Below are 24,440 nucleotides of genomic sequence, written 5' to 3'. Positions count from 1 at the left end.
TTACCTGAAGGGTTGCCCTCTTGACTGCTCCCCACCTGAAGACGGGGGGATTCCTGGCTCACGCCGCTCGGCCGCTCAACGAGTGATCAAGTCTTACGCGATCAGCACCAGCCGGGTTCAGACCAGCCCGGACGAGCATCACACGCGCAGAGTTCTTATCCCTCGGAGACGAGACTCCGCACACGGTGCAGGTGTACGTACGTTGCGACAGGGGCAGTGCATGCTTGGTTCTCGCTCCGCAGTGTCCGCAGTCCATGGTGGTGTGCGCGGGATGTACCAGGTGGAGGGTGCGCCCGTGCTTGCGGGCCATGTTGATCAGTTCGTGCTTCGTGGCCGAGATCGCCGCGTCGGCCGCCTTGCGTGCCATGGTGGATTTGCCGAGGAACTTCGGACGAAAGTCCTCCACCGCGATTTGATCGAAGTCGGCCGTCACTTTTCTGGCCCACTTGCGGGCAGTGTCCTGCCGTTGCCGGGCAATCCTCTTGTGCACCTTCGCGGCCTGCCGCCTGGCCATCCGGTACCCCTTCGAGGCGGCATTTCCGCGCTTCGGCTTCCGGCGAGCCATCATCCGCTGGTAGTGCGCGAGCTCGGCGGCGGCTCTCTTCCCGTGCTCGGCATGCGGAAGGTCGTGGTCGTCGCTGGTGGTGGTCGCGGTCTCCTTCACACCCCAGTCGATGCCGACCGCCGTGCCGGTTGCGGCGAGCGGCTCGGTCTTGGAGGAGACGACGAACGAGCAATACCAATGCCCCAGACTGTCACGGTAAATCCGGACACTCGACGGTTCTTCGGGAAGGCCGCGAGACCACACCACGGTCAGCACGATGCCGCCCGCGAGATGCAGACGTCCGTCCTTGAGGCGAAAGCCGCGCCGCGTGTAATTGAGTGTGGCGTCGGCCAGGTCCTTCTTCTTGAATCGCGGCATCCCGGCCCTCTGCCGTATAGGCAGCCGGGCTTTGACGTCCTTCAGCGCCTTAACCCGAGAGGCGGCGAAGTCGCGGATGACCTGCTGCTGTGGCACCGATCCGCCAGCGCGCAGCCACTCGTGCTCGGCACGCCAGCCGGTCAGCTTCCTGTCGAGCCCTGCCGGGCCACACTTCTCCCCGACTTGGTGCGCGGCGCGGGATTCAGCGACGCACTGATTCCACACCCAGCGGCACCGATCCCACTCGGCAAGCAGCGCGGCGAGCGCGCTGGACGACACCCGGAGCCGGTAGGTGTACCGGGCACGTCCGACCTCTCTCCCCTCTGGTGTCGTCATGACACCATTTTAGCACTACGATTGAAGGTATGGACCAAGAAGTGCGCATCACGCTTCGGCTGCCCGCCGACCTCCACGCATGGCTGGTCTCCCAGGCCAAGTCCGCCCGACGGTCCCTCAACTCCGAGATCGTGCACCGTTTGGAGGTCGGGCGCGGCGCCGATGGAGCAGACGACGAATCGCCCTGACGGCGATTCGTCTATCCCCGTACCGCTACACGGCGGTCCGATTTCCCCCGGTCTGAAGGCTGGGGCATCCTCGGAGGTTCTCGGTGAACAACATGACCCAACCGCTCCCTGTGGTGCAGCTCCGCGTGCCCACGGAGGAGGACGCGTTCCACTGGCACCGGGTTTTCGACGACCCCGAGGTGATGGAGTTCCACGGCGGCGTCTCGGCGGAGATGTCGGTGTACGAGGAGTTGACCGCCCGGCAGCGCAGGCATGACGCCGAGCGCGGCTTCTGCTTCTGGACGATGACGGACGACGACGGTGAGGTGATCGGCTTCACCGGCGCCCAGCCCTGGCCGCACGAGACGTTCGGTCCGGTCGGCGAGATCGAGATCGGCTGGCGGCTGGGGCGGACGCACTGGGGTCGCGGTTACGCGACGGCCGCCGCGCACACCACACTGGAGCGGGTACGCGCGGCGGGCGTCGGCCGGGTCGTGGCGATGGTCAACTCCCGTAACGAGCGCTCGGTCGCGGTGGCGCGACGGCTCGGGATGGAGCTGGCGGAGACGTACCCGCTCACGTCGGGCGATACCGGGTACTGCTTCCGGCTGGAGTTGTGACCGGGTGAGCCCGTGAGCCGGTAGTGGCTGAGGATCCGCGGCGCCGGCTCAGTGGCGTACGCCCCGGTGCAGCGCCACGATCCCGCCCGTCAGATTCCGCCACGCCACCTTGGACCAGCCCGCCCCCTTCAGCCGCGCCGCGAGGGCGGGCTGGTCCGGCCAGGCCCTGATCGACTCGGCGAGATAGACGTACGCGTCGGGGTTGGAGGACACGGCGCGCGCGGTCGGCGGCAGCGCGCGCATCAGGTACTCCTCGTAGACCGTACGGAACGGCGCCCACGTCGGGTGCGAGAACTCACAGATCACGATCCGCCCGCCGGGCTTCGTCACCCGGTGCAGCTCGCGCAGCGCGAGGTCCGTGTCCTGGACGTTGCGCAGGCCGAAGGAGATCGTCACCGCGTCGAACACCCCGTCGGCGAACGGCAGTTTCGTCGCGTCCCCGGCCGTGAACGGCATCCACGGGTGCCGCTTCTTGCCCTGCCGCAGCATGCCCTGGGAGAAGTCGCAGGGCACGACGTACGCGCCCGTCGCGGCGAGCGACATCGAGGAGGTGGCGGTGCCCGCGGCCAGGTCGAGGACCTTCTCCGCCGGGCGGGCCTTCACGGCCTTGGCGACCTCCTTGCGCCACAGCCTGGCCTGGCCGAGCGAGAGCACATCGTTCGTGAGGTCGTACTTCTCCGCCACGTCGTCGAACATCGAGATGACTTCGTGCGGCTGCTTGTCCAGGGAGGCTCGGGTCACGCACTCCATTGTGGCAGGGCGGGTGCGGACCGGGCCGCGCCACTCCCCCGTACGGCCTCCCGGTACGCACCGGATACGCCGCCGGGCGGGCTCTACGCGCGGCGGTGCACCAGACGCCCCGCGCACACCGTGGCGACGCAGCGCCCGTCCGCGTCGAAGACGGCGAGATCGGCGCGGCCCGCCTCGGCGAGCGCCGTACGCCGGGCGGCGGGCAGTACGAGGACGCCCACCCGCGCGGCGGCGGCGCGCAGCCCCGGGGCCGTCGCGTACTCGGCGAGGACCGCCACCGCGCCCAGCTTCAGCACGGCGTGGACCTGTTCGCGCGGGGTCGGTGCGTCGGGCAGCGGTCCCTCGTGGACGCGGGCGGGGCCGAGCGTCCCGGCCCACTTCCGCACCCGCGCGCCCGGGAACCGCTCCCGCAGCTCCTCGAACGTGCCGACCGCACCGATCCGGTCGCCCGTCACCACGACGCCACCGCCCTTGATCGGCTCGGCGATGTCCCAGGCGCGGCGCACCTCGTCGGCCACATGCAGGGTCTCCACCGCGCGGTCCCCAGGTCGGATCGGTTGGATCAGTCGGATCGGTCGGTCAACTCAGCCGGTCAGCTCAGTTGGTGGCGATCAGCTTCAGTTCGGGGTGGGCCGTACCGCCCTCGATCGCCGTGGACGAGATATGCGACTGGACCCGGTCGTCGACGGGGTCGTTCGCCGGGTCGTCGTGCACGACCAGGTGCTCGTACGTCGTGGCGCGCTGCGCGGGGACGCGGCCCGCCTTGCGGATCAGGTCGATGATCTCCAGCCGGTTGGAGCGGTGCCTGGCACCGGCCGAGGACACGACGTTCTCCTCCAGCATGATCGAGCCGAGGTCGTCCGCGCCGTAGTGCAGCGACAGCTGGCCGACCTCCTTGCCCGTGGTCAGCCAGGAGCCCTGGATGTGCGCGACGTTGTCGAGGAAGATGCGCGCGATCGCGATCATGCGCAGGTACTCGAAGAGCGTGGCCTGCGTCTGGCCCTTCAGATGGTTGTTCTCGGGCTGGTACGTGTACGGGATGAACGCGCGGAAGCCGCCCGTCCGGTCCTGTACGTCACGGATCATCCGGAGGTGCTCGATGCGCTCGGCGTTGGTCTCGCCCGTGCCCATGAGCATCGTGGACGTCGACTCGACGCCGAGACCGTGCGCGATCTCCATGATCTCCAGCCAGCGTTCGCCGGACTCCTTGAGCGGGGCGATCGCCTTGCGCGGGCGGGCGGGCAGCAGTTCGGCGCCCGCGCCCGCGAAGGAGTCGAGCCCGGCGGCGTGGATGCGCCGGATCGCCTCCTCGGCGGAGACTCCGGAGATCCGGGCCATGTGCTCGACCTCGGAGGCGCCGAGGGAGTGGATGACCAGCTGGGGGAAGTCCTTCTTGATGGCGGCGAAGTGCTTCTCGTAGTACTCGACGCCGTAGTCCGGGTGGTGGCCGCCCTGGAACATGATCTGCGTACCGCCCAGCTCCACGGTCTCCGCGCAGCGGCGCAGGATGTCGTCGAGGTCGCGGCTCCAGCCCTTGGCGGTGTCCTTGGGCGCGGCGTAGAAGGCGCAGAACTTGCAGGCCGTCACACAGACGTTGGTGTAGTTGATGTTCCGCTCGATGATGTACGTCGCGATGTGCTCGGTACCCGCGTACCGGCGACGGCGTACGGCGTCGGCCGCGGCGCCGAGCGCGTGCAGCGGCGCGGAGCGGTAGAGGTCGAGCGCTTCCTCGGGGGTGATGCGGCCGCCGGCGGCGGCGCGGTCCAGGACATCAGTGAGGCTGCCAGTGACGTGTACGGACGTGAGGTCGGCCTTCTCGGTCACCGGTGCGGGTCCTTCCCAAGGGGTCTGTGACGACCGATCCAGCCTACGCCAGGGGTGGTGACGCGCCACGGGCGCCATGGGGCGCGCGGGCGGGCGGCCTGCCGCGCGCGGGCGGGCGGGCTCATCTCTGTTTCGTCAGGATGCCGGTGGGGCTGCCCGCGCGCGCGTCCCGCGAGAGGTAGCGGAGACCGTCCCTTTCGAGACCGAGCCGCAGACCGGTCGTACTCTCGGAGCACATGTCCTTGCTGCGCGGGCCGCGCCGGGCGTCGACGACGAGGGTGTCGCCCTCGACGCCGGTGAGGGTGAGCAGGTCCTCGCAGATGAAGTTGCCGAGGATGTCGGTCTGTTCGGCCTTCCCGACGCGCTCGCCGGTGGAGCCCGTTCGTATGGTCACCTTCATCGTGCCGGCGGGCAGACCGGCGGCGGTGACCTCGCCGTCCCAGACGCCGACGAGTTCGGCGGGTACGGAGCCGTCGCCAGAGCCATCGCCGGAGCCGTCGCCCGAGCCGTCGCCGGGATAGGAGTCGTCGCCGGCCGGGGGCTTCGAGGCGGCCACGCTCGATGACGGGTTGGCCTTGTCCTTGGAGGCGGAGTCGTTGGTGCCGCCGCCGGGCAGGAGATCGAAGAGGAGCGCGCTGCCCACCATCACGGCGGCCATCGCACCCGCGACGGCCAGGGCCACCGTGCAGCTGACCTTCCGCGCGCGCCGTCCGGTGCCGGTGACGGTGCCGTTGCTGTGGCCGGAACCCGTGCCGGGTCCCGTCCCCGTTGCCGTACTGGTGTCGGCGGAGACCGATACGGAGAACCGCGCCCCCGGAACCGAGGCGCCCTGGGGCGGATCGCTCGGCGGGACCGCCCGTACGTCCATCGGCGGGCCCGGCGGCAGGTCCGGCGGCGGGTCCATCGGCGGGTCCGTCGGCGGGCCGAAAACCCCCAGCGACGGGTTACTGAACGGCACGGGCCCGGTCTGTACGGGCGGAGCCGCCGCCTCCAGGTGCAGCAGCCGGACGACCGCCCGGCTGACTTCCTCGACCAGTGGGGCCGGCAGCCAGCCCGCGGCCACCAGCCCCTCCGCGCCGCCGCCCCCTTCGGGGACGAGGCGACGCACGATCGCGGCCGGCGCGGGCCGCGCGGACGGGTCCTTGGCGAGGCAGTCCGCGACCAGTTCGCGCAGTTCGCCGCTCAGGGAGCCCAGTTCGGGTTCCTCGTGCAGCACCTTGTAGAGGAGCGCCGCCGAGGAGTCGCCGGGGAAGGGGCTCGTACCCGTCACCGCGTACGCCAGTACCGCACCCAGCGAGAAGACGTCCGCCGCGCCCGTGACCACCTGGCCGAGGATCTGTTCGGGCGACATGTAGCCGGGCGACCCGACCGAGACGCCGGTCGAGGTGAGCGAGGCGGTGCCGTCCGTGGCGCGGGCGATACCGAAGTCGATCAGCCGGGGCCCGTCCGGGGCGAGCAGTACGTTCGACGGCTTGACGTCCCGGTGCACCAGCCCGAGGCCGTGCACGGCCGCCAGCGCCTCCGCGAGACCGGCGCCCAGCGCGCGTACGGAGTCTTCGGGCAGCGGACCGTGCGTGCCGACCGCCTGGGTCAGCGAGGGGCCCGCCACATACGCCGTGGCCACCCACGGAACGGTCGCCTCCGCATCGGCGTCCAGCACCGGCGCCGACCAGCGGGACCCGGCAGGGCCCGTACCGACGCGCCGCGCCGCGTCCACCTCGCGACGGAAGCGGGCCCGGAACTCCTCGTCCATCGCGAAGTGCGGATGGACGACCTTGACCGCGACCGTACGGCCGCCCTGCGAGCGGGCGACGTAGACCCTGCCCATTCCGCCCGACCCCAGCCGCCCGAGCAGCCGGTACGGACCGATGGTCGCCGGATCGCCGGCCTCCAGCGGCTGCATTCCCCGTCCCCCGTCCCCCTCGTGAGTCCCTACGCAGCAGACTAGGGGGTGGGGGTACGGCGGCGGTCGGTCTCTGGGATCAGGCCTGGAGCAGTTCGACACGCACATCGGACGGGAACCCGGTCGTGGGGCCGGTCCTGCGCGCGAACTCCCGTACGCCCGCGAGCTGGTCGGGACCGAAGCGGAAGTCGAGCGTCGTGAAGTACCGCTCCAGCAGCTCCGCGTCGAAGGTCTCCCAGCGTGCCGCCTGCTTGGCGACCTTCGCGACCTCCTCCAGGGAGAGATCCCGGGACGCGAGGAACGCCTCGTGCACCTTCCGTACGACCTCCGGCTCGCGCGCCAGATAGTCCTTGCGCGCCGCCCACACCGCGAAGACGAACGGCAGGTCCGTCCAGTCCTTCCACATCCGCCCCAGGTCATGGACCTGGAGGCCGAGCCGGGGCGCTTCGTACAGCGAGGCGCGCAGCGCGGCGTCGCCGATCAGGACGGCCGCCTCGGCCTCCTGCATCATCAGACCGAGATCGGGCGGACACGTGTAGTAGTCGGGGGTGACCTTGTACTGCTCGCTCAGCAGCAGCTGGGCCAGACGTACGGACGTACGGGACGTGGAGCCGAGGGCCACCCGGGCGCCGTCCAGCTGGTCCAGGGGCACCTGCGAGACGATGACGCAGGACATGACGGGTCCGTCGCAGCCGACCGCGAGATCGGTGAAGGCGACGAGATCGTCGGCATTGCGGAGGAATTCGACGAGGGTGACGGGGGCGATATCCAGCTCGCCGCGCACCAGCTGTTCACTGAGCTTCTCGGGAGTGTCCTTGGTCAGCTCCAGATCGAGAAGGGCGCCGGTCCTGGCGAGGCCCCAATAGAGGGGCAGACAGTTCAGGAACTGAATATGGCCGACGCGCGGCCGACTGCGACGGTCGTCGTCGCCTCCGGCCGCCGTGGGGTCCCCGGGGGCCGCCGGGTCCTCGGCGGGGGGCGCTGTCGCGCCGGATACCCCTGATGCCCCTGATGCCCGTGATGCTTCTGCCGCTGTGATTTCCGCTCGACTGTCCACAGCGCGAGGCTAGACCCGCGAGGGCCGCGGGAGCCCTCCGGGGCCCGCTTGCGGCGTGGCTCGTCAGCACGTCAGAGCCCTATACAAACGTCCGGGTGAAGTGATCTTTCCCTCTACCGCTGGACATGTCCTGCGTGCTAGGCTCGCCGCAAGTTGCAGTTTGGTTTCCCTTGCAGTACAGAGCCTGCGGAGCATGTGACCCGCAGGCTTTTGTAGTTTTCAGACTTCTTTGCAGGTTCTGGAGCAGGGCAACCCTTTGGCCCAAGGAGGGCTTATGGCTACCGGAACCGTCAAGTGGTTCAACGCTGAAAAGGGCTTCGGCTTCATCGCCCAGGACGGCGGCGGCCCGGATGTCTTCGTCCACTACTCCGCGATCAACGCGACCGGCTTCCGCTCCCTTGAGGAGAACCAGGTCGTGAACTTCGACGTCACTCAGGGCCCGAAGGGCCCGCAGGCGGAGAACGTCACCCCGGCCTAGTTGCCCGGGTCGGCGATCGCGCACGACTTACGCAGTAACCAAGGAGCCCTGCTTTCCCCACTTCGGTGGGGGACAGCGGGGCTCCTGCCTTTTCTCCTCCTCCGTGCTCTGCCTCTCTGCCCTTATCCCCCGGCCCGCGAGTCGCCATCGAACTCTTGTTCCCCGTTTTGGTGGCGCCGAACCGTACCGGATCGCGCCGGACCGTATACGACCGGAGGGGCCCGGAGGGGCCCGGAGGGGCTCAGCGTGCCCCATGTCTGGGGGGGTGCCTTCGGTTGCGGGTCACGACCAAGAGGTATCCGGGGCGGGCCGGAAGGTCCGATGGCGGGTAGGGGCCACGCCTGCCTCTCATCGGCGCATAACGCTCCCTTGGCGGGCGGGCTACCGGATCGCGCTGCCCGTGAGCCGCTCGCTCAGCTCCCACAGCCGCCCGGCCGCGACGGGATCGACCGCGTACGGCATCACACCCACCAGCCGGGTCGAGTCCTCGATGCCCCACTCGCGCACCTCGTCATCGGGGACCGGCCGGGCCACCTCGACGTTCTCGCAGTAGACACCGCCCATTGCGTCGAGCCGGGGGCTCGTCGCGCACCAGACGCTCGTCGCCGCCCCCTGCTCCGCGGTCTTCCGGCCGCTCGCCGCGTCGAAGACGGGGTCGCCGTTCTCGTCGATCGCGCCGACCGTCCGCTTCTCCTCGTCCGAGAGGTACTTCCCCAGACCGGTGCCCGCGATGTTGCCCGGGTGGAGGGAGAAGGCGCGTACGCCGTCGGCCCTGCCGCGCTCGTCCGCCGCGAGCGCGAAGAGGATGTTGGCCGTCTTCGACTGGCCGTAGGCCGCCCACGGGTCGTACACGCGGCGCTCGAAGTGGGGGTCGTCGAACACGACCGGCGAGAAGCGGTGCCCCCAGGACGACACCGAGACGACCCGCGCCCCGTCCGCCCGGAGAAGGGCCGGCCAGAGCCGCACGGCGAGCTGGAAGTGGCCCAGGTGGTTCGTCGCGAACTGCGATTCGTATCCGCGCGCGTCGCGTGCGAGCGGGCTCGCCATGATTCCGGCGCTGTTCACCAGGGTGTGCAGCGGCCGGCCCGAGGCGAGGAACCGCTCGGCGAAGGCGTCGACCGACGCCGGGTCGGTCAGGTCCATCGCCTCGATCCCGACCCCGTCGAGACCCTTCAGCGCGGTCGCGGCCCGGTCGTGGTCGCGCGCCGGGACGATGACCCCGGCGCCCGCGGAACGCAGCGTGCGTACGGTCTCCAGGCCGATCCCGGAATAGCCTCCGGTGACGATGGCGACCTTGCCGGACAGATCGATGCCCTCGATGACGTCGGCGGTGGTGGAAGCGGCACCGAAACCGGAGCCGATGGGCTGTTGCGGGGTGGTCATGGCACGTATCTCCTCGTTCGAAGTCTCCTGGCCAGCGTAGGCAGGCATATCCGGACGATGAATGCTTGCCAGTCCGCATTACTTGCGCGAGAGTACGGACATGAGCGCTGATCCCCTGTCCGACACACTCGCGCTCACCGACGCGCGGTGTGCCATCTCGCGCGGATTCGCGGCCGGGGGCACCTGGGCCCTGCGCTTCCCGGCGCCGAACCGGCTCAAGCTCACCGCCGTCGTGAAGGGCAGCTACTGGCTGGTCCTCGACGGCGCTGATGGCGGCGCTGATGGCGGCGCGGAAGGGGACGCGGGAGACGGCGCGGGAGAGAGCGCGGAGAAGGGCGTGCTCCTGGAGGCCGGGGACGTGGCCGTGTTCGACGGCAGGCATCCGTTCGTCCTCGCCAGCGATCCGGCCGTGGAACCGGTGGACGCGACGAGACTGTTCAAGGATTCCTCCGAGCCCATCGTCCGCGCCGACGAGCACGCGGCGGACGCGGACACAGAGAGCGCGGACGTCGTCTCCGTCGGCGGCCATATCGATCTGAACCGGGCCGGCGAGGAACTGCTGATCCAGGCCCTGCCGCCGCTGATCCATGTCCGCGCCACCGCCGACGAGGCCCCCGTACTGCGCTGGCTGCTCGACCAGCTCCTCCGGGAAATGGCGGCCGACCGGGCGGGCACCGGCTTCGCGACGGGCCAGCTCACCCAGCTCATGTTCGTCCAGGTGCTGCGCGCCTATCTCGCGGACGCCGAGTCGATCCCGGTCGGGTGGCTGCGGGCGCTCGCCGATGAACGCATCGCCCCGGCGCTGCACTTGATGCACGGCGATCCCGGCCGGCCCTGGCAGCTGAGCGAACTCGCCGGGGCGGCGGCCATGTCCCGTACCACCTTCGCGTCACGCTTCAGGGCCGTGGCCGGTGTCCCGCCACTGACCTATCTGCACAACTGGCGCATGCGTCTCGCCGAACGCGCTCTGCGCGAGGAGGACACCCCCATCTCGTCCCTCGCCCTCTCACTCGGCTACACCTCCGACAGCGCCTTCAGCAACGCCTTCAAGCGGACGATCGGTATCGCCCCGAAGCGCTACCGGGACACGGCGCGGGCGGCGGCCGCCGGCTGAGAGCCGGCCGCCCAGGCACGTCGGACGGCATCGGCAGCTCCGACCACGTCAGGGGCTGGACCCGTCAGGCGGCCCGCCGGGTCGCCCGCGCGGCCTCCCGCCGGGCCGACGCCGAGGCCGGACCGCGGCGCGTGCGCGGGGTGCCGTCGTCGAGATGGATGGTGCGGGTGGCGAGGCGGGTGAGGGCCGGCCGGTGGGTGGTCATCACCGCCGTCCGGCTCTCGACCAGGTGCCCGAGCGCGCGGACGACGAGCTCTTCGGCGGCGTTGTCCAGCCCCGTGGTGGGTTCGTCCAGCAGCACAACAGGGGCGTCGGCGAGCAGGGCCCGGGCGATGCCGACGCGCTGGCGCTGGCCGCCGGAGAGTCCGGCGCCTCGGTCGGCGAGCCGGGTGCCGAGGCCATCGGGCAGGTGTTCGGTGAACTCGGTGACCAGGGCTGCCTCCGCCGCCCGTGCGACCTCGTGCGGGCCGGCGTCGGGCCGGGCGTAGCGGATGTTGTCGGCGATGGTGCCGGAGAACAGGAACGTGTCCTGGAGCACGACCGCGATCTGGCGGTGCAGCCAGATGGCGGGGATGTCGCCGAGGGGGAGCCCGTCGAGGAGCAGATGGCCGCGGGTGGGCACGTAGAGCCCGGCGATGAGGGAGAGCACGGTGGATTTGCCGGAGCCGTTGGGTCCGAGCAGCGCGAGGCGTTCGCCGGGGTGCACGGTGAGGTCGAAGTGGTGCAGGACGGGGCCGCGGCCGTAGTCGAGGGTGATGTCGCGCAGGTCGATGCGGCCGGTGGCGCGGTCGGGCAGGCGCCGGTGTGGTGCCGGGGGCGGGGGCGGCTGGTCGAGGATGGCGGCGACGCGTTCCGCGGAGGCCGCGCCCTGGGGGAAGGTGATCGAAAGGCGGGACATCGATCGCATGGGCTTGATCATGTCCTTGAGGTAGCTGGTCACCACGACCAGCAGCCCGACGGTCCACCAGTGGTGCACGACACCGAGGCCGCCCGCCCACAGCAGTGCCGCGGTGGCCACCGCGGCGGCGGCTTCGAGCAGCGGAGTGAACCGGGCCCGGAGTTCGACGCTGCGCAGGCCGGCGTTGAGGGTGGTGCTGTTGCTGTGGGCGAAATGCGCGTCGTGCAGGTCCTGGCGGCCGAAGGCATGGATGGTGCGGATGCCTTGAAGGGATTCGGTGACGAAGGTGGCGAGGTGTCCTTCGGCGGCGCGCTGCCGCCGTTCCGTCTTGCGGGTCAGCCGCGTGTAACGGGCGGCCGTGAGGAATACCAGCGGGGAGCCCCCGATCGCGATCAACCCCAGGCGCCAGTCGACGGAGAGGATGACGGTGGCGTAGCCCGCGAGGGCCAGCAACCCGGGCAGGAACGTGGAGAACAGGTCGACCAGGGCGTCCTGGATCCGGCTGGTGTCGATCGCGATGCGGCTGGTCAGTTCCCCGACGGCTTGCCGGTCGTGGTAGCTCATGGGGAGCCGTTGCATATGGGCGAAGACGTCCGTACGGATCTCCGCCGTGATCCGCTCTCCGGCGCTGTTCATCACGCGGTCACCGAGGTAGTCGAACGTCCCCGAGGCGAGAGTGATCAGCAGCAGTGCGATGGCGGCCACGCTGAGCATGGCCAGCGGTGACGAGCCCACGATGCCCGTGAGCCAGGTCAGTGGGCCGCTGGTCTTGCCCCTGAGTACGTTGTCGATGACCAGCGCCAGCGGCCAGGGTGCCGCCAGGTCGGCGATCAGTTCTCCGATGCGCAGTCCCACGCCGAGCAGGAGCGTGCCCAGGTGCGGGCGGCCGTAGGAACGGAATCGCCACAGGTACCGCATCATTCCCACATCGGCTCGATGGGCCCTCATCTGCCCACCTCCCCGGTCAGTTCCGCGCGGGCGGCGTCTTCGAGAGCCGCGTTGCTCGCGCCGGGGCGTATGCCGTGCTCGGCCATGGCGGTCAGCACCACCGGCGCGAGTCCGGGGTCCGTACGCGTGATCGCGGACAGCAGCCGGGAGAACTGGCGGCGCCGGATCAGGGCCTCCTCGGTCACCCGGTCGGCATCGGCTCCGGCCGACTCCATGCCGCGCAGCAGCGCCGTGTCGAAGCGTGCCGCGTCGGCACCCGTGGCGATGACCCGCTCACGGGCGGACCAGCATGCCGATGCCCACACGGTGCCGTCGGCGTGCGGGTCCTGGTCCCGGCCGCCCACGAAGTGCGCCATGGTCCATCGCGGCTGTAGTTTGCGGCGCCGCGGATCCCACTCGGCGATGGTCCCGCGGTGCCAGCCGTAGATGTCCGGGGTGCCCAGCAGGATGGCCGTGAGGACATCCGCCGTGCCCTCGTCCAGGGCGATCTTCCGGTTGGTCTGCTGCGCCGGGGGACGCAGCCGGTTGAGCCGGAAGTCCGCGGTGTGCCGGCACAGATGATGGCCGACCTCGTGACAGATGATCGCGGCGTTGTGCGCGGGGGCGTGGAAGTACCGGCCGCCCTCCGGTGCCGGGAGGAATCCGTCGCCGCCGCCCAGATGGACCTCACCCGCGCGGCTGAGAGTGGCGGGCTCGTCCGTGAGCGACGACCTGGGAAGCCGGTAATGCCCTCCGTGCCAGCGGCGGGGCTGGTTGTGCATCCCGATTCTGACCAGCAGTCGGGGAAGAGGGTGGCCGAGCAGTGCCGAAGCGAACCGCAGGGCACGCTGGACGTGGAAGGCCGTGTTGGTCACGCCGAATGCTCGGGCCTGCCGGTCCGCGACGGCGTCAGCCAGCGGGCCGCCACCGGCCGCGGGGTCGAACATCAACGTGGAGCCGTCGAACAGCCGCCCGCCGCGCTCGTCACGGACCGTGGCCTCGGGCAGCACCACTTCGGCCGGCCCCAGTTCAAGGACGTCCAGGGCGGCTTCGGCCAACTGACCTGGCCAGGGACGTCCGTCAGGTAGGTAGACGATCGCCTTGGGCACGGGGCATCATCCCCGGACAGCGGCGTCGGCGAAGGATCCCGCCGTGGCGGGGGCCGGCCGGTCCGGTGCGCGCACCAGGTCCACGGCCGCGCCGTCCGCCAGTTGTGGCGGGGACAGGACCGGCAGTCCCGTGGCCAAGTGTGCTTCCTGGGAGGCGAGGGGGCTGGCGGTGACCAGGCCGCTCACCAGCCGGACGGGGACGCCCAGTTCCCGCAGGATCGTCACCCCGGCCGCCGCGTCCAGCGCGTTGGCCGCCGCCAGTACGACACCGTGGGCGAATCCGGGCAGGCACTCGACGAGCGCCCGTGTCTCGGACTGCAGCAGCCCGTCGGCGATCTCCAGGACGACCGCGTCCGCACCGTCGTCGACCAGGGCATCGCGGATGGCGACCATCGTGGTCCGCAGCCGCTCGACCGGATAGCCGAACGTGGAGGACATGCCGAAGTCGAGGAATTCGGCCACGGTGCTGGCGCCCGCGTCGATGTACGTCCAGCGGTCCTTGCCGCTGCCGGAACCGGTGACCTTGCCCGCACCGGCAGCCAGTCCGGCTCGCGTCCAGCCACTCACCATGGCCGACGCCGTCGTGGTCTTGCCCGCGTTCATCGACGAGCCGAGCACGACCAGAGTGCCCCACTCCGGCGCCGTGTGCGGGGACGGCGTCCGCGCGTAGTGTTCCAGCGACAGTGGCTTCCCGGACCGGTCGTTCAGCGTGCCGATCACCTTCAGCTCGGTCGGTGGCAGCCGTCGCGAATGCGCCGAGGCGACCGTTCCCACCAGGCCGCCCGCCGTCAGCAGATGAACCTGGGGCCCGGTCGGCAGGTAACCCTCGTAGAAGTCCGTGGCATAACGGTTGCCGTATGCACCTACGACGATGTCGCCCACGTAGAGACGGACGCGCCGACCGTGGACATCCTCCAGATGGTCGAGCTCGCCCAGGTGGGCGACGGTGGCGACCACGAGATCCCCGAGCTGCGGCTCGCGAACCGACCCACCGGGCACGGTCGCGTCCCGGTCGTTGATCCTGCGGGTCACATAGCCCCACTTGGCCCCAGCGAAATCTCTCATCACAGATACCTCATCCGGTCCGGATCGGGCCCGTACCGGCGCCCGAACGGGTGTCATCCATTCGATTCGCTCGTCCCATGTTCCGTGCTCCTGGGATCGACCGCATGGTGACGGTGGCCCTGGCGGCGACCGGAGGGGCGAAAGTCCCCGGAGCTACCGGGAAAAACTACGAGTTCAAAATGAGCCCGCCGGGCCCGGATTCATGTATGGCGCACCAGTAGAGACATCAACTACCACCGCGCCTCGGACGAGGCCGGGGCGCGACGGCCGGCCGGCTGACAGCACGTCGCCCCCGGCCTCGGCGGAGGACGGGGGCGATCCGGGGTGCGCTTCGCGCGTGTGCGTTACGCGGCGACCGGGACCTTCGCCCCGCGCGCCTCGTCGGCGCTGTCGTAGTCGTCCACCGGCGAGGCCGAGGCCGAGTTGTACGCGTCGTGGTCGAGGATCTTCTCGCGCGCCGCGACGACGACCGGGACGAGCGCCTGGCCCGCCACGTTCGTGGCCGTACGCATCATGTCCAGGATCGGGTCGATCGCCATCAGCAGACCCACGCCCTCCAGCGGGAGCCCCAGCGTGGAGAGGGTCAGCGTCAGCATGACCGTCGCGCCGGTGAGGCCCGCCGTGGCCGCCGAGCCGACGACCGAGACGAAGGCGATCAGCAGATAGTCCTGGATGCCCAGCTGGACGTCGAAGATCTGCGCGATGAAGATCGCGGCGAGCGCCGGGTAGATCGCGGCGCAGCCGTCCATCTTGGTCGTCGCGCCGAACGGGACGGCGAAGGAGGTGTACTCCTTCGGGACGCCGAGCCGCTCGGTGACCTTCTGGGTGACCGGCATCGTGCCGACGGAGGAGCGGGAGACGAAGGCCAGCTGGATCGCGGGCCAGGCGCCCTTGTAGAACTGGAGCGGGTTGACCTTGGCGACCGTGGCCAGCAGCAGCGGGTAGACGCCGAAGAGGACCAGCGCGCAGCCGATGTAGACGTCGGCGGTGAAGGTCGCGTACTTGCCGATGAGGTCCCAGCCGTAGTCGGCGATGGCGAAGCCGATGAGGCCGACCGTACCGATCGGGGCGAGCCGGATGACCCACCACAGGGCCTTCTGGAGCAGTTCGAGGACGGCTTCGCTGAGGGTGAGGATCGGCTGGGCCTTCGGGCCGAGCTTGAGGGCCGCGATCCCGGCGACGGCGGCCATGAAGACGATCTGGAGGACGTTCAGTTCGGTGAACGGGGTGATCACGTCGGTCGGCACGATGCCGGTCAGGAAGTCGATCCAGGACCCGGAGCCCTCGGGTGCCTTGCCGTCCTTCGGGGTGAGGCCGGTGCCCGAGCCCGGGTTGGTGATCAGGCCGATCGCCAGGCCGATGGCGACCGCGATCAGCGAGGTGATCATGAACCAGAGCAGGGTACGGGAGGCCAGCCTGGCCGCGTTGTTGACCTTGCGCAGGTTGGTGATCGACACCAGTATCGCGAAGAAGACCAGCGGCGCCACGGCCAGCTTCAGCAGCTGGACGAAGATGCTGCCGATCTTGTCGAGGGTGGTGTAGAGCCAGCTGATGTCCTGGCTGCGGGCGAGCCAGCCGAGCAGCACACCGAGGACGAGACCGGCGACGATCTGCGCCCAGAACGGGATCTTGGGTATACGGACGCCGGATCTGGGATCAGCCGGCGTCTCGGGCGTGGTGGACGGGGAGTTCGCGGACACGAACACACTCCAGACGTGACGTTTCGGGGGCACACGGGACAGGGGTGCGGCGCTCGTGCTTCGAAGGGCTCGGGAGGGTAAGGGCTCGGGAGGACTCAGAAGGGGCGCCGCTGCATGATGCCGGGTCAGACCGCGCGGCAACAGACCGCGGACATACAGCGGCAGAGATCGACATGCAGGCGTGCCACGAGCGGGATGCCCCGGTGGCGGCGGTGACGCACTGCTGTCTTCATGTCGAACACGTTAACACTTGAACTTTGAGAAGCTCAAAGCACTTCTTTGAGGTACGAAGCGCCGGAAACGAGCACCGGAAACAGGCGGCCCGAACAGGCGGAGGAAACACGACACCCCAGCTCCGGAGGGACGGCTCCGGAGCCGGGGTGTGAGAAAGCTTACGCGGCGACTACTGCGTGACGCCGTCCTCCCGCGCGCGGTTCGACTCCAGCCGCGACTTCGCGCCGTCGACCTTGCCGACGATCTGCGCGGACATCTCGTCGCGCTGCTTGCGCAGCAGCACGAAGCTGAGCGGCGCCGAGATCACGAGCGCGAGCAGCAGCACCCAGATGAAGTTGGAGTCACCGAGCCCCTTGGGCAGCACACCGAACTGGACCAGACCGGCGACGACCACGAAGCAGCCGGCGAAGATGCCCAGACGCATCGCGGTGTACCGGATCGTGGCGCCTGTCTTCGAAACGGTCACAGCGGGTCCTCTTTCTCTTCTCTTCCTGGCGTACTGGCGTCGCCGTGGGTCCGACGTCGCGGTATGTCCGAGTCCTACCAGTCAAGCACGGGCCGTTCAGTACCGGTCCAGCGGGAGCAGCATCGTGATGTCGTCACGGTCGTCACCCGGGGCGACCCTGATCGCGTCCGGCACCCGCCCGACCTCCTTGTAGCCGCAGGAGGCGTAGAACCTGTCGACGCCCGTGCCCCCTCGGCAGGTGAGCCGGATCGCCTCGATGGACTCGATCCCGCGGGCGGCGTCCGCGGCGGCGGCCATCAGGTCGCGGCCGTACCCCTTGCCCTGGTGCCGGGGGTGGACCATCACGGTGTAGAGCCAGAGCCAGTGCCGCATCAGCCGGTGGGTGTTGAGCGTGAGGAACGCCGTCGCGGCGACGGCGCCCTCCTCGTCGTACCCGACCAGCAGCCGGACCCGGCCCTCGGTCATGGCGGCGAAGTGCTTGACCAGCTCGGGCCGTATGTCGTCCGCCGTGACCGGCGGTACGAATCCGACGGCACCGCCCGCGTTGGAGACGTCCGCCCAGAGCGCCAGAACTCCGTCGCGCAGGGCGGGGTCCACCGCCGGATCCAGCTCGAATGTGAGCGCCATCGCGTCTGCCCTCTCAGCTCCGCGCGCCCGCTCAGACCCGCATGGGCTGCGGGGACTCGCGGCGGCCGGCGTCGGGGCCCGGGTACTCGCGGATGATCTCGTACCGGGTGTTCCGCTCGACGGGCCGGAAGCCCGCGTCGCGGATGAGGTCGAGCAGATCCTCACGGCCGAGCTTGTTGGGCGTGCCGTAGTTGTCCGCGTCGTGCGTGATCTTGTACTCGACGACCGAGCCGTCCATGTCGTCCGCGCCGTGCTGGAGGGCGAGTTGGGCGGTCTGCACGCCGTGCATCACCCAGAAGACCTTGACGTGCGGGACGTTGTCGAAGAGCAGCCGGGAGACCGCGAAGGTCTTCAGCGCCTCGGCGCCCGTGGCCATGGTCGTACGGGCCTGGAGGCGGTTGCGGATCTTGCCGTCCTTCATGTCCACGAAGTCGTGCTGGTAGCGCAGCGGGATGAAGACCTGGAAACCGCCGGTCTCGTCCTGGAGTTCACGCAGCCGCAGCACATGGTCGACGCGGTGCCGGGGCTCCTCGATGTGCCCGTACAGCATCGTCGCCGGGGTCTTGAGCCCCTTCTCGTGCGCGAGCCGGTGGATGCGCGACCAGTCCTCCCAGTGGGTGTTGTGGTCGACGATGTGCTGCCGGACCTCCCAGTCGAAGATCTCGGCGCCGCCGCCGGTCAGCGACTCCAGCCCGGCCTCGATCAGCTCGTCGAGGATCTCGGAGGCCGACAGGCCGGAGATCGTCTCGAAGTGGTGGATCTCGGTGGCGGTGAACGCCTTGAGGGAGACCTGCGGGAGGGCTTCCTTCAGCGCGCTGAGCGAGCGCGGGTAGTAGCGCCACGGCAGCGTCGGGTGGAGGCCGTTGACGATGTGCAGCTCGGTGAGGTTCTCGTTCTCCATCGCCTTGGCGAGGCGGACGGCCTCCTCGATGCGCATCGTGTACGCGTCCTTCTCGCCCGGCTTGCGCTGGAACGAGCAGTAGGCGCAGGAAGCGGTGCACACGTTCGTCATGTTGAGGTGACGGTTGACGTTGAAGTGGACGACGTCACCGTTCTTGCGCGTGCGCACCTCGTGGGCGAGACCGCCGAGCCAGGCCAGATCGTCCGACTCGTACAGCGCGATGCCGTCCTCACGGGTCAGCCGCTCGCCGGCCCGGATCTTCGCCTCCAGCTCGCGCTTGAGACCCACATCCTGAACAGATGCAGTCATCAGGCCGCCTCCCACTATGTCTGCCAAATCGTGCCAGTCGAGACTACGCCCCTCACGGTACGAGAACGACGCGGCCCATGCTGAGGCGCTGTTCGAGCAGGTCATGCGCGCGGGCGGCCTCGTCGAGCGGCACCCGCTCATGGATCACCGGCCGTACGGAACCGTCCGCGACCAGCCGGACCAGCAGTCGTACGCCCTCCTCCGCGAGCGCCGGGCTGTCGCGCAGCATGGCGGCCATGCTGAATCCCGTCACCTGCCGCATGCCCATCAGATCCATGACCGGGACGGCCGGCTGCTCGCCGTCGCCGCCGGACGCGCCGTAGAACACGAGCCGTCCGTACGGCGCGAGCAGCCGGACGCCGTCGAGGAGCCGGGGGCCGCCGACGCCGTCGAGGACCACGTCCACGCCCCGCGGTCCGGCCGCGTCACGGACCCGGTCGGGCCAGTCGGGGGCGGTGTAGTCGACGGCCGCGTCCGCGCCGAGCGAGCGTACGAACTCCCGCTTGCGCGCTGAGCCGGCGGTGGCGATGACCCGCCGAGCGCCGAGCGCACGGGCCGCCTGTACGGCGATATGGCCGATCGCGCCCGCGCCCGCGTGCACGAGCACCGTCTCCCCGGCGGCCACCCGCGCGGTCTGGAGCAGATGCACCGCGACCCGGCCGGTGGTGCCGAGCAGCGTGGCCTCCGCGAAGCCGAGGCCGTCCGGCAGCGGCAGCACGCGCGCGGCGGGGGCGGCGACGAACTCCGCGTACGCGTCGGGGGCCTGCCATACGACGACCCGCTGTCCCGGCTCGATCCCGGTCACCCGGCCGCCGGCCGCCACCACCGTGCCGGCGACATCCGTGGAGGGGCAGTACGGAAGCGGCGGGGCGCCGAGCGGGAAGGTGCCGAGGCGGCGCTGTACGTCGGCGTGGTCGACGCCGATGGCCTCCGCGCGGACGAGCACGTCCTCCGGGCCGTGGGCGGGCGGTTCGGCCTTCTCGGTCCGCAGCACCCGGGACGGGCCGTACTCGTGGTGCCGGACGATGCGCACAGTCGCTTCCCCTTCTCCGGTCGGGCTGGCGCGGCGTCAGACCTCCTCGGGCAGCTCCCCCACCCGGTTCTCCCACTTGGTGGAGAGCACGATGGTGGTACGGGTCCGGGAGACGCCCTTCGTGCCGCTCAGCCGGCGGATCGTCTTCTCCAGGCCGTCCACGTCGCTCGCGCGGACCTTCAGCATGTACGAGTCGTCGCCCGCGATGAACCAGCAGTCCTCGATCTCCCCGAGATCGCGCATCCGGCGGGCCACGTCCTCGTGGTCGGCGGCGTCGGAGAGCGAGATCCCGATCAGCGCGGTGACGCCGAGGCCGAGCGAGGCCGAGTCGACCGTGGCGCGGTAGCCGGTGATGACGCCCGCCGCTTCGAGACGGTTGATACGGTCGGTGACGCTGGGCCCGGAGAGCCCGACGAGCCTGCCGAGTTCGGCGTACGAGGCTCTGCCGTTCTCTCTGAGGGCCTGGATGAGCTGCCTATCCACGGCGTCCATATGCCTGAAGCCTTCCATTATTCGGCGATCTCGCAAGATTATAGACACAATCTAAGGCATGCAGGGGTGAAATCCTATGAATCCTTGGATCCGGGATCTGTTTCAGGCACCGTCACCCCGAGAGCCGCCGAGCTTCCCCTCCCAGCGGCGGTACAGCCGGTGCGGCACCCCGGCCGCGTCCAGGACCCGCCCGGCGACGAAATCCACCAGATCCTGGATGTGCGTCGCCCCCGCGTAGAACGCGGGAGAGGCGGGCAGCACCACGGCGCCCGCCTCGTCCAGCGACACCAGATGCTTCAGCGTCTGCCCGTTGAGCGGCGTCTCCCGTACGGCGACCACCAGCGTCCGCCGCTCCTTCAGGGTCACGCTCGCCGCGCGCTGGAGCAGATCCTTCGACAGTCCGAGCGCCACCCCGGCCACGCTCGCCGTGGACGCGGGCACGATCAGCATCCCCTTCACGGGGTACGAGCCCGAGGACGGGCCGGCCGCCAGATCTCCGGCCGGCCAGTGCCGTACGTCGTCCGCGCCGGGGTCCCGGCTCAGCTTCACGTCGAAAGTGTCCGGCTTGCCGTCCGCGCCGCGCGCCAGCCAGGTGCGCAGATCGTCCCGCCAGCGCGCGTCCCTGAAGGCGATGCCCGTCTCGTCGAGCAGCGTCAGCCGTGAGGCCCGGCTGACCACGAGATCGACGCTCTCGCCCGCGTCCAGCAGCCCCCGCAGCACGGCCGCGGCGTACGGCGTCCCGGACGCCCCCGAGACGCCGACGACCCAGGGCCGCCGGGGCTGTCGCGGGGTGTTCTGGTCTTCGTACGGTGCGGGCTTCACGGATCCGAGCCTATCCGGCGGCCCGGGACAGGAACCGATGGCCGTACCCCGGACGTTCACAGGGACAGAACCACGGGAACACGGACCGTGGGAACACTGTGCATACGGACAGACTGTGCATACGGACAGGAAGACATCCGGACGGACGGACCGACAGACGAGCAGTGACCAGAGGGGGGCCTGATGCCGTATCCGACCAGAGGCATGTCCGGCGGCACGACCGCACGGAGCCGGACCTCACGGATGAAGCCGGCCGCGGCCGTCATGATCGGCTGGGTCACGCTGCTCTGGGTGCTCGAAGCGGTGAACGGCGCGACGGGCTCGCTCAGTACGTACGGACTGAGCCCGCGTGACGTCGGCGAGCTGCGCGATGTCATCCCGATGGCCTTCCTGCACCACGGCTACGACCATCTCGTCTCCAACTCCGTGCCGCTGCTGGTGCTCGGCTTCCTCGCCGCGCTGACCGGCCTGCGGCGGTTCGCCGCCGTCGTGTTCACGATCATGGTCGTCGGCGGGCTGGGCGTCTGGCTCACCGCCGCCGACCACACGGTCACGGCGGGCGCCTCCGGGGTCGTCTTCGGGCTGCTCGGCTATCTGCTGGTGCGCGGCTTCGTCGACCGCAACGCGGTGGACATCGTGACCGGTCTGCTGGTCCTCGTGTTCTACGGCTCGGCCCTGTGGGGCGTCCTGCCGACCAACTCGGCCGTCAGCTGGCAGGGCCATCTCTTCGGGCTGATCGGCGGGGTGCTGGCCGCGTTCATGTTCCGCAGGCCGCCCCCGCTGAACGAGCGCATATGAACAAGCGCGGGTAGGCCCTACAGCGTCAGGCCGCGCACCAGGAGATCCAGCAGCGCGGCGGCGAACAGGATTATCCCGATGAAGCCGTTGACGCTGAAGAACGCCCTGTTCAGCCGGGACAGATCGCCCGGCTTCACGATCGTGTGCTCGTACAGGAACGCGCCGGCGACGACGGCCAGCCCGGTCCAGAAGAACGCCCCGGCGTCCGTGGCCAGCGCGTACCAGACCAGCAGCGCCACGGTCACGGCATGGCAGGCGCGCGCCCCGTACAGCGCCGCCGGGATACCGAACCGGGCCGGTACGGACAGCACGCCGTGCGCGCGGTCCGCCTGGACGTCCTGGCAGGCGAAGATCAGGTCGAAGCCGCCGATCCAGATACCGACCGCCAGCCCGAGGATCACCGCGTCCCACGACCAGCTGCCGGTGACCGCGAGCCAGGCGCCGACCGGGCCCATGGCCTGGGCGATGCCGAGGATGGCGTGCGGGAAGTTGGTGAACCTCTTCCCGTACGGATAGACCACCATCGGGATCACGGCGATGGGCGCGAGGGCGAGACAGAGCGGATTGAGCGCCGCCGCGGCCCCGAGGAAGAAGACGACGGCCACGGCCGCGCCCGTCCACGCGGAGCGCACCGAGACCGCGCCCGTCACCAGTTCGCGTCCCGCCGTGCGCGGATTGCGCGCGTCGATCTCGCGGTCGATGATCCGGTTGCAGGCCATCGCGAACGTACGGAGCCCGACCATCGCGATGGTGACCAGCAGCAGCTTGACCCAGTGGACGTTCCCGTCCAGCTGGAACATCGCGGTCAGCGCCGCGATATAGGCGAACGGCAGCGCGAAGACCGAGTGCTCGATCATCACCAGCCGCAGAAAAGCCCTGGTCCTGCCCGGCTGCGGTACTGCCGCCGCTGCGCTCGTCACAGCCCGTACTCCCTCCACCGGCGGTCGACTTTCGCCGCCGTCTCCGGGTCGGACTCGACCATCTCCGGCCAGCCGCCGTCCCGGGTGTACCCCTCCTCGGGGAGCTTCCTCGTCGCGTCGATCCCCGCCTTGCCGCCCCAGAACTGCTGGTAGGAGGAGTGGTCGAGATGGTCGACCGGGCCCTCGACGACGGTGAGGTCGCGCGCGTAGTCGGTGTTGCCCAGCGCCCGCCAGGACACCTCGTGCAGATCGTGCACATCGCAGTCCGCGTCGACGACCACGATCAGTTTGGTCAGCGACATCATGTGCGCGCCCCAGATCGCGTGCATCACCTTCTGCGCGTGCTTGGGGTACTTCTTGTCGATCGAGACGATCGCGCAGTTGTGGAAGCCGCCCGACTCGGGCAGGTGGTAGTCCACGATGTCCGGCACGATGATCTTCAGCAGTGGCAGGAAGAACCGTTCCGTCGCCCGCCCCAGCGGCCCGTCCTCCGTCGGCGGCCTGCCGACCACGATCGACTGGAGCAGCGGGCGCTTCCGCATCGTCACACAGTCGATGGTGAGCGCCGGGAACGGCTCCTGCGGGGTGTAGAAGCCGGTGTGGTCGCCGAACGGGCCCTCGGGCAGCATCTTGCCCGGTTCGAGCCAACCCTCGATGACCACCTCGGCGTTGGCGGGCACCTGGAGCGGCACGGTCTTGCAGTCGACCATCTCGATACGCCGGCCCTGGACGAAGCCCGCGAAGAGGTACTCGTCGATATCACCGGGCAGCGGGGCGGTCGAGGCGTACGTCACGGCGGGCGGACAGCCGAACGCGATCGCGACGGGCAGCCGTTCACCGCGCTTGGCGGCCACCTGGTAGTGGTTGCGGCTGTCCTTGTGGATCTGCCAGTGCATCCCGATGGTGCGCCGGTCATGGCGCTGGAGCCGGTAGAGCCCGAGATTGCGGACGCCGGTCTCGGGCTGCTTGGTGTGGGTGAGACCGAGGTTGAAGAAGGAGCCGCCGTCCTCGGGCCAGGTGAACAGCGCGGGCAGCTGGTCGAGATCGACGTCGTCGCCGGTGAGGACGACCTCCTGGACGGGCGCGTCCTTGATCTTCTTCGGCGGTACGTGCGCCACGGAACTGAGCTTCCCGAACGCCTCGCGCACCCCGATGAAGCCCTGCGGCAGCTCCGGCTTGAGCAGTCCGCCGATCTTGTCGCTGATATCGGTGTACGACTTCAGCCCCAGCGCCTTCAGCAGCCGGCGGTCCGTGCCGTACACGTTCATGGCGAGGGGCATCGCCGAGCCGCGCACGTTCTCGAAGAGCAGCGCGGGCCCGCCCGCCTTGTTCACCCGGTCGACGATCTCCCCGACTTCCAGGTACGGGTCGACTTCGGCCTTGATGCGCTTGAGGTCGCCCTCGCGCTCCAGCGCCCGGAGCAGCGAGCGGAGATCGTCGTAAGCCATGCGTTCCAGTGTGTCATCCCTTCGGGCGCGGTCCGCCGGGGGCTTACCGCCCGCGGCCCGCGAGCCGGAGCCCGCACGAGCGGCGAGCGTGACCGACCAGGACCGGGTCTGATCGGTTACTCGCTACCCTGGTGGTG

The 24,440-nt window shown here is 69.9% G+C and carries 24 protein-coding genes; 5 read left to right on the top strand and 19 right to left on the bottom strand.

Features of this window, described 5'->3' with window-relative positions; genetic code table 11:
• Positions 1–58: 58 nt before the first annotated feature.
• Positions 59–1,258 carry an RNA-guided endonuclease InsQ/TnpB family protein gene (locus ACFRKB_RS07280; RefSeq protein ID WP_383104061.1) on the bottom strand — a complete coding sequence of 400 codons (1,200 nt, stop codon included), beginning with the start codon at positions 1,256–1,258 and terminating at the stop codon, positions 59–61.
• Between the two features lie 29 nt (positions 1,259–1,287).
• On the opposite strand from ACFRKB_RS07280, the gene ACFRKB_RS07275 reads away from it, so the two are divergent.
• Positions 1,288–1,446: an Arc family DNA-binding protein gene (locus ACFRKB_RS07275; RefSeq protein WP_383104059.1), complete on the top strand. Its 159-nt coding sequence runs from the start codon at positions 1,288–1,290 to the stop codon at positions 1,444–1,446.
• Between the two features lie 92 nt (positions 1,447–1,538).
• Complete coding sequence (locus ACFRKB_RS07270) at positions 1,539–2,045, top strand: GNAT family N-acetyltransferase (RefSeq protein WP_383104057.1); 507 nt, start codon at positions 1,539–1,541, stop codon at positions 2,043–2,045.
• A 48-nt stretch (positions 2,046–2,093) separates the two neighbouring features.
• On the opposite strand, the gene ACFRKB_RS07265 is transcribed toward ACFRKB_RS07270, so the two are convergent.
• The 5 genes from ACFRKB_RS07265 to ACFRKB_RS07245 form a co-directional block, all read right to left on the bottom strand.
• The gene (locus ACFRKB_RS07265; protein WP_383104056.1) at positions 2,094–2,786 is read right to left on the bottom strand and encodes a demethylmenaquinone methyltransferase; all 693 of its coding nucleotides are present in this window, start codon (positions 2,784–2,786) and stop codon (positions 2,094–2,096) included.
• 92 nt (positions 2,787–2,878) lie between these two features.
• Positions 2,879–3,328 (bottom strand): imidazolonepropionase-like domain-containing protein, encoded by a 450-nt coding sequence (locus ACFRKB_RS07260; RefSeq protein WP_383104055.1) that lies wholly within the window; start codon positions 3,326–3,328, stop codon positions 2,879–2,881.
• Between the two features lie 64 nt (positions 3,329–3,392).
• Positions 3,393–4,619, bottom strand: coding sequence for a cyclic dehypoxanthinyl futalosine synthase (gene mqnC, locus ACFRKB_RS07255; RefSeq protein WP_383104054.1), 1,227 nt, complete (start codon positions 4,617–4,619; stop codon positions 3,393–3,395).
• Between the two features lie 121 nt (positions 4,620–4,740).
• Positions 4,741–6,522, bottom strand: coding sequence for a serine/threonine-protein kinase (locus ACFRKB_RS07250; RefSeq protein WP_383104053.1), 1,782 nt, complete (start codon positions 6,520–6,522; stop codon positions 4,741–4,743).
• 79 nt (positions 6,523–6,601) lie between these two features.
• Positions 6,602–7,414 (bottom strand): menaquinone biosynthetic enzyme MqnA/MqnD family protein, encoded by an 813-nt coding sequence (locus tag ACFRKB_RS07245; RefSeq protein WP_383104484.1) that lies wholly within the window; start codon positions 7,412–7,414, stop codon positions 6,602–6,604.
• A gap of 439 nt (positions 7,415–7,853) precedes the next feature.
• Between ACFRKB_RS07245 and ACFRKB_RS07240 the strand changes: the two genes are divergently transcribed.
• Positions 7,854–8,057 (top strand): cold-shock protein, encoded by a 204-nt coding sequence (locus tag ACFRKB_RS07240; RefSeq protein WP_017948713.1) that lies wholly within the window; start codon positions 7,854–7,856, stop codon positions 8,055–8,057.
• Between the two features lie 381 nt (positions 8,058–8,438).
• Here the strand turns inward: ACFRKB_RS07240 and ACFRKB_RS07235 are convergent, their stop codons facing one another.
• A complete protein-coding gene (locus ACFRKB_RS07235) occupies positions 8,439–9,440 on the bottom strand; it encodes an oxidoreductase (protein ID WP_383104051.1) in 1,002 nt (333 codons plus the stop codon).
• A 100-nt stretch (positions 9,441–9,540) separates the two neighbouring features.
• On the opposite strand from ACFRKB_RS07235, the gene ACFRKB_RS07230 reads away from it, so the two are divergent.
• Complete coding sequence (locus ACFRKB_RS07230; protein WP_383104050.1) at positions 9,541–10,554, top strand: AraC family transcriptional regulator; 1,014 nt, start codon at positions 9,541–9,543, stop codon at positions 10,552–10,554.
• 64 nt (positions 10,555–10,618) lie between these two features.
• Here the strand turns inward: ACFRKB_RS07230 and ACFRKB_RS07225 are convergent, their stop codons facing one another.
• From ACFRKB_RS07225 to ACFRKB_RS07180, 10 genes are all read right to left on the bottom strand, one after another.
• A complete protein-coding gene (locus ACFRKB_RS07225) occupies positions 10,619–12,400 on the bottom strand; it encodes an ABC transporter ATP-binding protein (protein WP_383104049.1) in 1,782 nt (593 codons plus the stop codon).
• On the bottom strand, positions 12,397–13,488 hold the full coding sequence (locus ACFRKB_RS07220) for a hypothetical protein (RefSeq protein WP_383104047.1): 1,092 nt from the start codon (positions 13,486–13,488) through the stop codon (positions 12,397–12,399). Before ACFRKB_RS07220 ends, ACFRKB_RS07225 begins: the two co-directional genes overlap by 4 nt.
• Before the next feature lie 6 nt (positions 13,489–13,494).
• The gene (locus ACFRKB_RS07215) at positions 13,495–14,553 is read right to left on the bottom strand and encodes a DUF1611 domain-containing protein (protein ID WP_383104045.1); all 1,059 of its coding nucleotides are present in this window, start codon (positions 14,551–14,553) and stop codon (positions 13,495–13,497) included.
• Positions 14,554–14,897: 344 nt separating this feature from the next.
• A complete protein-coding gene (locus ACFRKB_RS07210; protein ID WP_383104043.1) occupies positions 14,898–16,253 on the bottom strand; it encodes a dicarboxylate/amino acid:cation symporter in 1,356 nt (451 codons plus the stop codon).
• Positions 16,254–16,656: 403 nt separating this feature from the next.
• Positions 16,657–16,911 (bottom strand): DUF4229 domain-containing protein, encoded by a 255-nt coding sequence (locus ACFRKB_RS07205; protein WP_383104482.1) that lies wholly within the window; start codon positions 16,909–16,911, stop codon positions 16,657–16,659.
• Between the two features lie 138 nt (positions 16,912–17,049).
• Positions 17,050–17,580 carry a GNAT family N-acetyltransferase gene (locus ACFRKB_RS07200; RefSeq protein ID WP_383104042.1) on the bottom strand — a complete coding sequence of 177 codons (531 nt, stop codon included), beginning with the start codon at positions 17,578–17,580 and terminating at the stop codon, positions 17,050–17,052.
• Between the two features lie 31 nt (positions 17,581–17,611).
• Positions 17,612–18,790 (bottom strand): aminofutalosine synthase MqnE, encoded by a 1,179-nt coding sequence (gene mqnE / locus ACFRKB_RS07195; protein ID WP_383104041.1) that lies wholly within the window; start codon positions 18,788–18,790, stop codon positions 17,612–17,614.
• A 52-nt stretch (positions 18,791–18,842) separates the two neighbouring features.
• Complete coding sequence (locus ACFRKB_RS07190) at positions 18,843–19,823, bottom strand: quinone oxidoreductase family protein (RefSeq protein ID WP_383104039.1); 981 nt, start codon at positions 19,821–19,823, stop codon at positions 18,843–18,845.
• A 36-nt stretch (positions 19,824–19,859) separates the two neighbouring features.
• Entirely contained in the window at positions 19,860–20,315 is a 456-nt protein-coding gene (locus ACFRKB_RS07185; protein WP_030351341.1) for an Lrp/AsnC family transcriptional regulator, read from the bottom strand.
• Positions 20,316–20,417: 102 nt separating this feature from the next.
• Positions 20,418–21,137, bottom strand: coding sequence for a UbiX family flavin prenyltransferase (locus ACFRKB_RS07180; RefSeq protein ID WP_383104037.1), 720 nt, complete (start codon positions 21,135–21,137; stop codon positions 20,418–20,420).
• A gap of 183 nt (positions 21,138–21,320) precedes the next feature.
• On the opposite strand from ACFRKB_RS07180, the gene ACFRKB_RS07175 reads away from it, so the two are divergent.
• Complete coding sequence (locus ACFRKB_RS07175) at positions 21,321–21,935, top strand: rhomboid family intramembrane serine protease (RefSeq protein WP_383104035.1); 615 nt, start codon at positions 21,321–21,323, stop codon at positions 21,933–21,935.
• Between the two features lie 17 nt (positions 21,936–21,952).
• Here the strand turns inward: ACFRKB_RS07175 and mqnP are convergent, their stop codons facing one another.
• Both mqnP and ACFRKB_RS07165 read right to left on the bottom strand, forming a co-directional pair.
• A complete protein-coding gene (gene mqnP / locus ACFRKB_RS07170; RefSeq protein WP_383104034.1) occupies positions 21,953–22,855 on the bottom strand; it encodes a menaquinone biosynthesis prenyltransferase MqnP in 903 nt (300 codons plus the stop codon).
• Complete coding sequence (locus ACFRKB_RS07165) at positions 22,852–24,303, bottom strand: menaquinone biosynthesis decarboxylase (RefSeq protein WP_383104032.1); 1,452 nt, start codon at positions 24,301–24,303, stop codon at positions 22,852–22,854. Before ACFRKB_RS07165 ends, mqnP begins: the two co-directional genes overlap by 4 nt.
• Positions 24,304–24,440: the final 137 nt, after the last annotated feature.

The organism is Streptomyces scopuliridis, assembly GCF_042790125.1.
Classification (GTDB): Bacteria; Actinomycetota; Actinomycetes; order Streptomycetales; family Streptomycetaceae; genus Streptomyces; species Streptomyces scopuliridis_A.
This window is presented reverse-complemented; position numbering and strand designations above follow the sequence as displayed.

What these genes read in the sequence shown, in the direction of transcription:
- ACFRKB_RS07230 (WP_383104050.1), top strand. Translation starts at nt 9,541, where the DNA reads ATGAGCGCTGATCCCCTGTCCGACACACTCGCGCTCACCGACGCGCGG.
- ACFRKB_RS07205 (WP_383104482.1), bottom strand. Translation starts at nt 16,911, where the DNA reads ATGCGTCTGGGCATCTTCGCCGGCTGCTTCGTGGTCGTCGCCGGTCTG.
- ACFRKB_RS07280 (WP_383104061.1), bottom strand. Translation starts at nt 1,258, where the DNA reads ATGACGACACCAGAGGGGAGAGAGGTCGGACGTGCCCGGTACACCTAC.
- ACFRKB_RS07275 (WP_383104059.1), top strand. Translation starts at nt 1,288, where the DNA reads ATGGACCAAGAAGTGCGCATCACGCTTCGGCTGCCCGCCGACCTCCAC.
- ACFRKB_RS07235 (WP_383104051.1), bottom strand. Translation starts at nt 9,440, where the DNA reads ATGACCACCCCGCAACAGCCCATCGGCTCCGGTTTCGGTGCCGCTTCC.
- ACFRKB_RS07225 (WP_383104049.1), bottom strand. Translation starts at nt 12,400, where the DNA reads ATGAGGGCCCATCGAGCCGATGTGGGAATGATGCGGTACCTGTGGCGA.
- ACFRKB_RS07270 (WP_383104057.1), top strand. Translation starts at nt 1,539, where the DNA reads ATGACCCAACCGCTCCCTGTGGTGCAGCTCCGCGTGCCCACGGAGGAG.
- mqnE (WP_383104041.1), bottom strand. Translation starts at nt 18,790, where the DNA reads ATGACTGCATCTGTTCAGGATGTGGGTCTCAAGCGCGAGCTGGAGGCG.
- ACFRKB_RS07200 (WP_383104042.1), bottom strand. Translation starts at nt 17,580, where the DNA reads ATGGCGCTCACATTCGAGCTGGATCCGGCGGTGGACCCCGCCCTGCGC.
- ACFRKB_RS07165 (WP_383104032.1), bottom strand. Translation starts at nt 24,303, where the DNA reads ATGGCTTACGACGATCTCCGCTCGCTGCTCCGGGCGCTGGAGCGCGAG.
- ACFRKB_RS07250 (WP_383104053.1), bottom strand. Translation starts at nt 6,522, where the DNA reads ATGCAGCCGCTGGAGGCCGGCGATCCGGCGACCATCGGTCCGTACCGG.
- ACFRKB_RS07185 (WP_030351341.1), bottom strand. Translation starts at nt 20,315, where the DNA reads ATGGACGCCGTGGATAGGCAGCTCATCCAGGCCCTCAGAGAGAACGGC.
- ACFRKB_RS07215 (WP_383104045.1), bottom strand. Translation starts at nt 14,553, where the DNA reads ATGAGAGATTTCGCTGGGGCCAAGTGGGGCTATGTGACCCGCAGGATC.
- ACFRKB_RS07240 (WP_017948713.1), top strand. Translation starts at nt 7,854, where the DNA reads ATGGCTACCGGAACCGTCAAGTGGTTCAACGCTGAAAAGGGCTTCGGC.
- ACFRKB_RS07175 (WP_383104035.1), top strand. Translation starts at nt 21,321, where the DNA reads ATGCCGTATCCGACCAGAGGCATGTCCGGCGGCACGACCGCACGGAGC.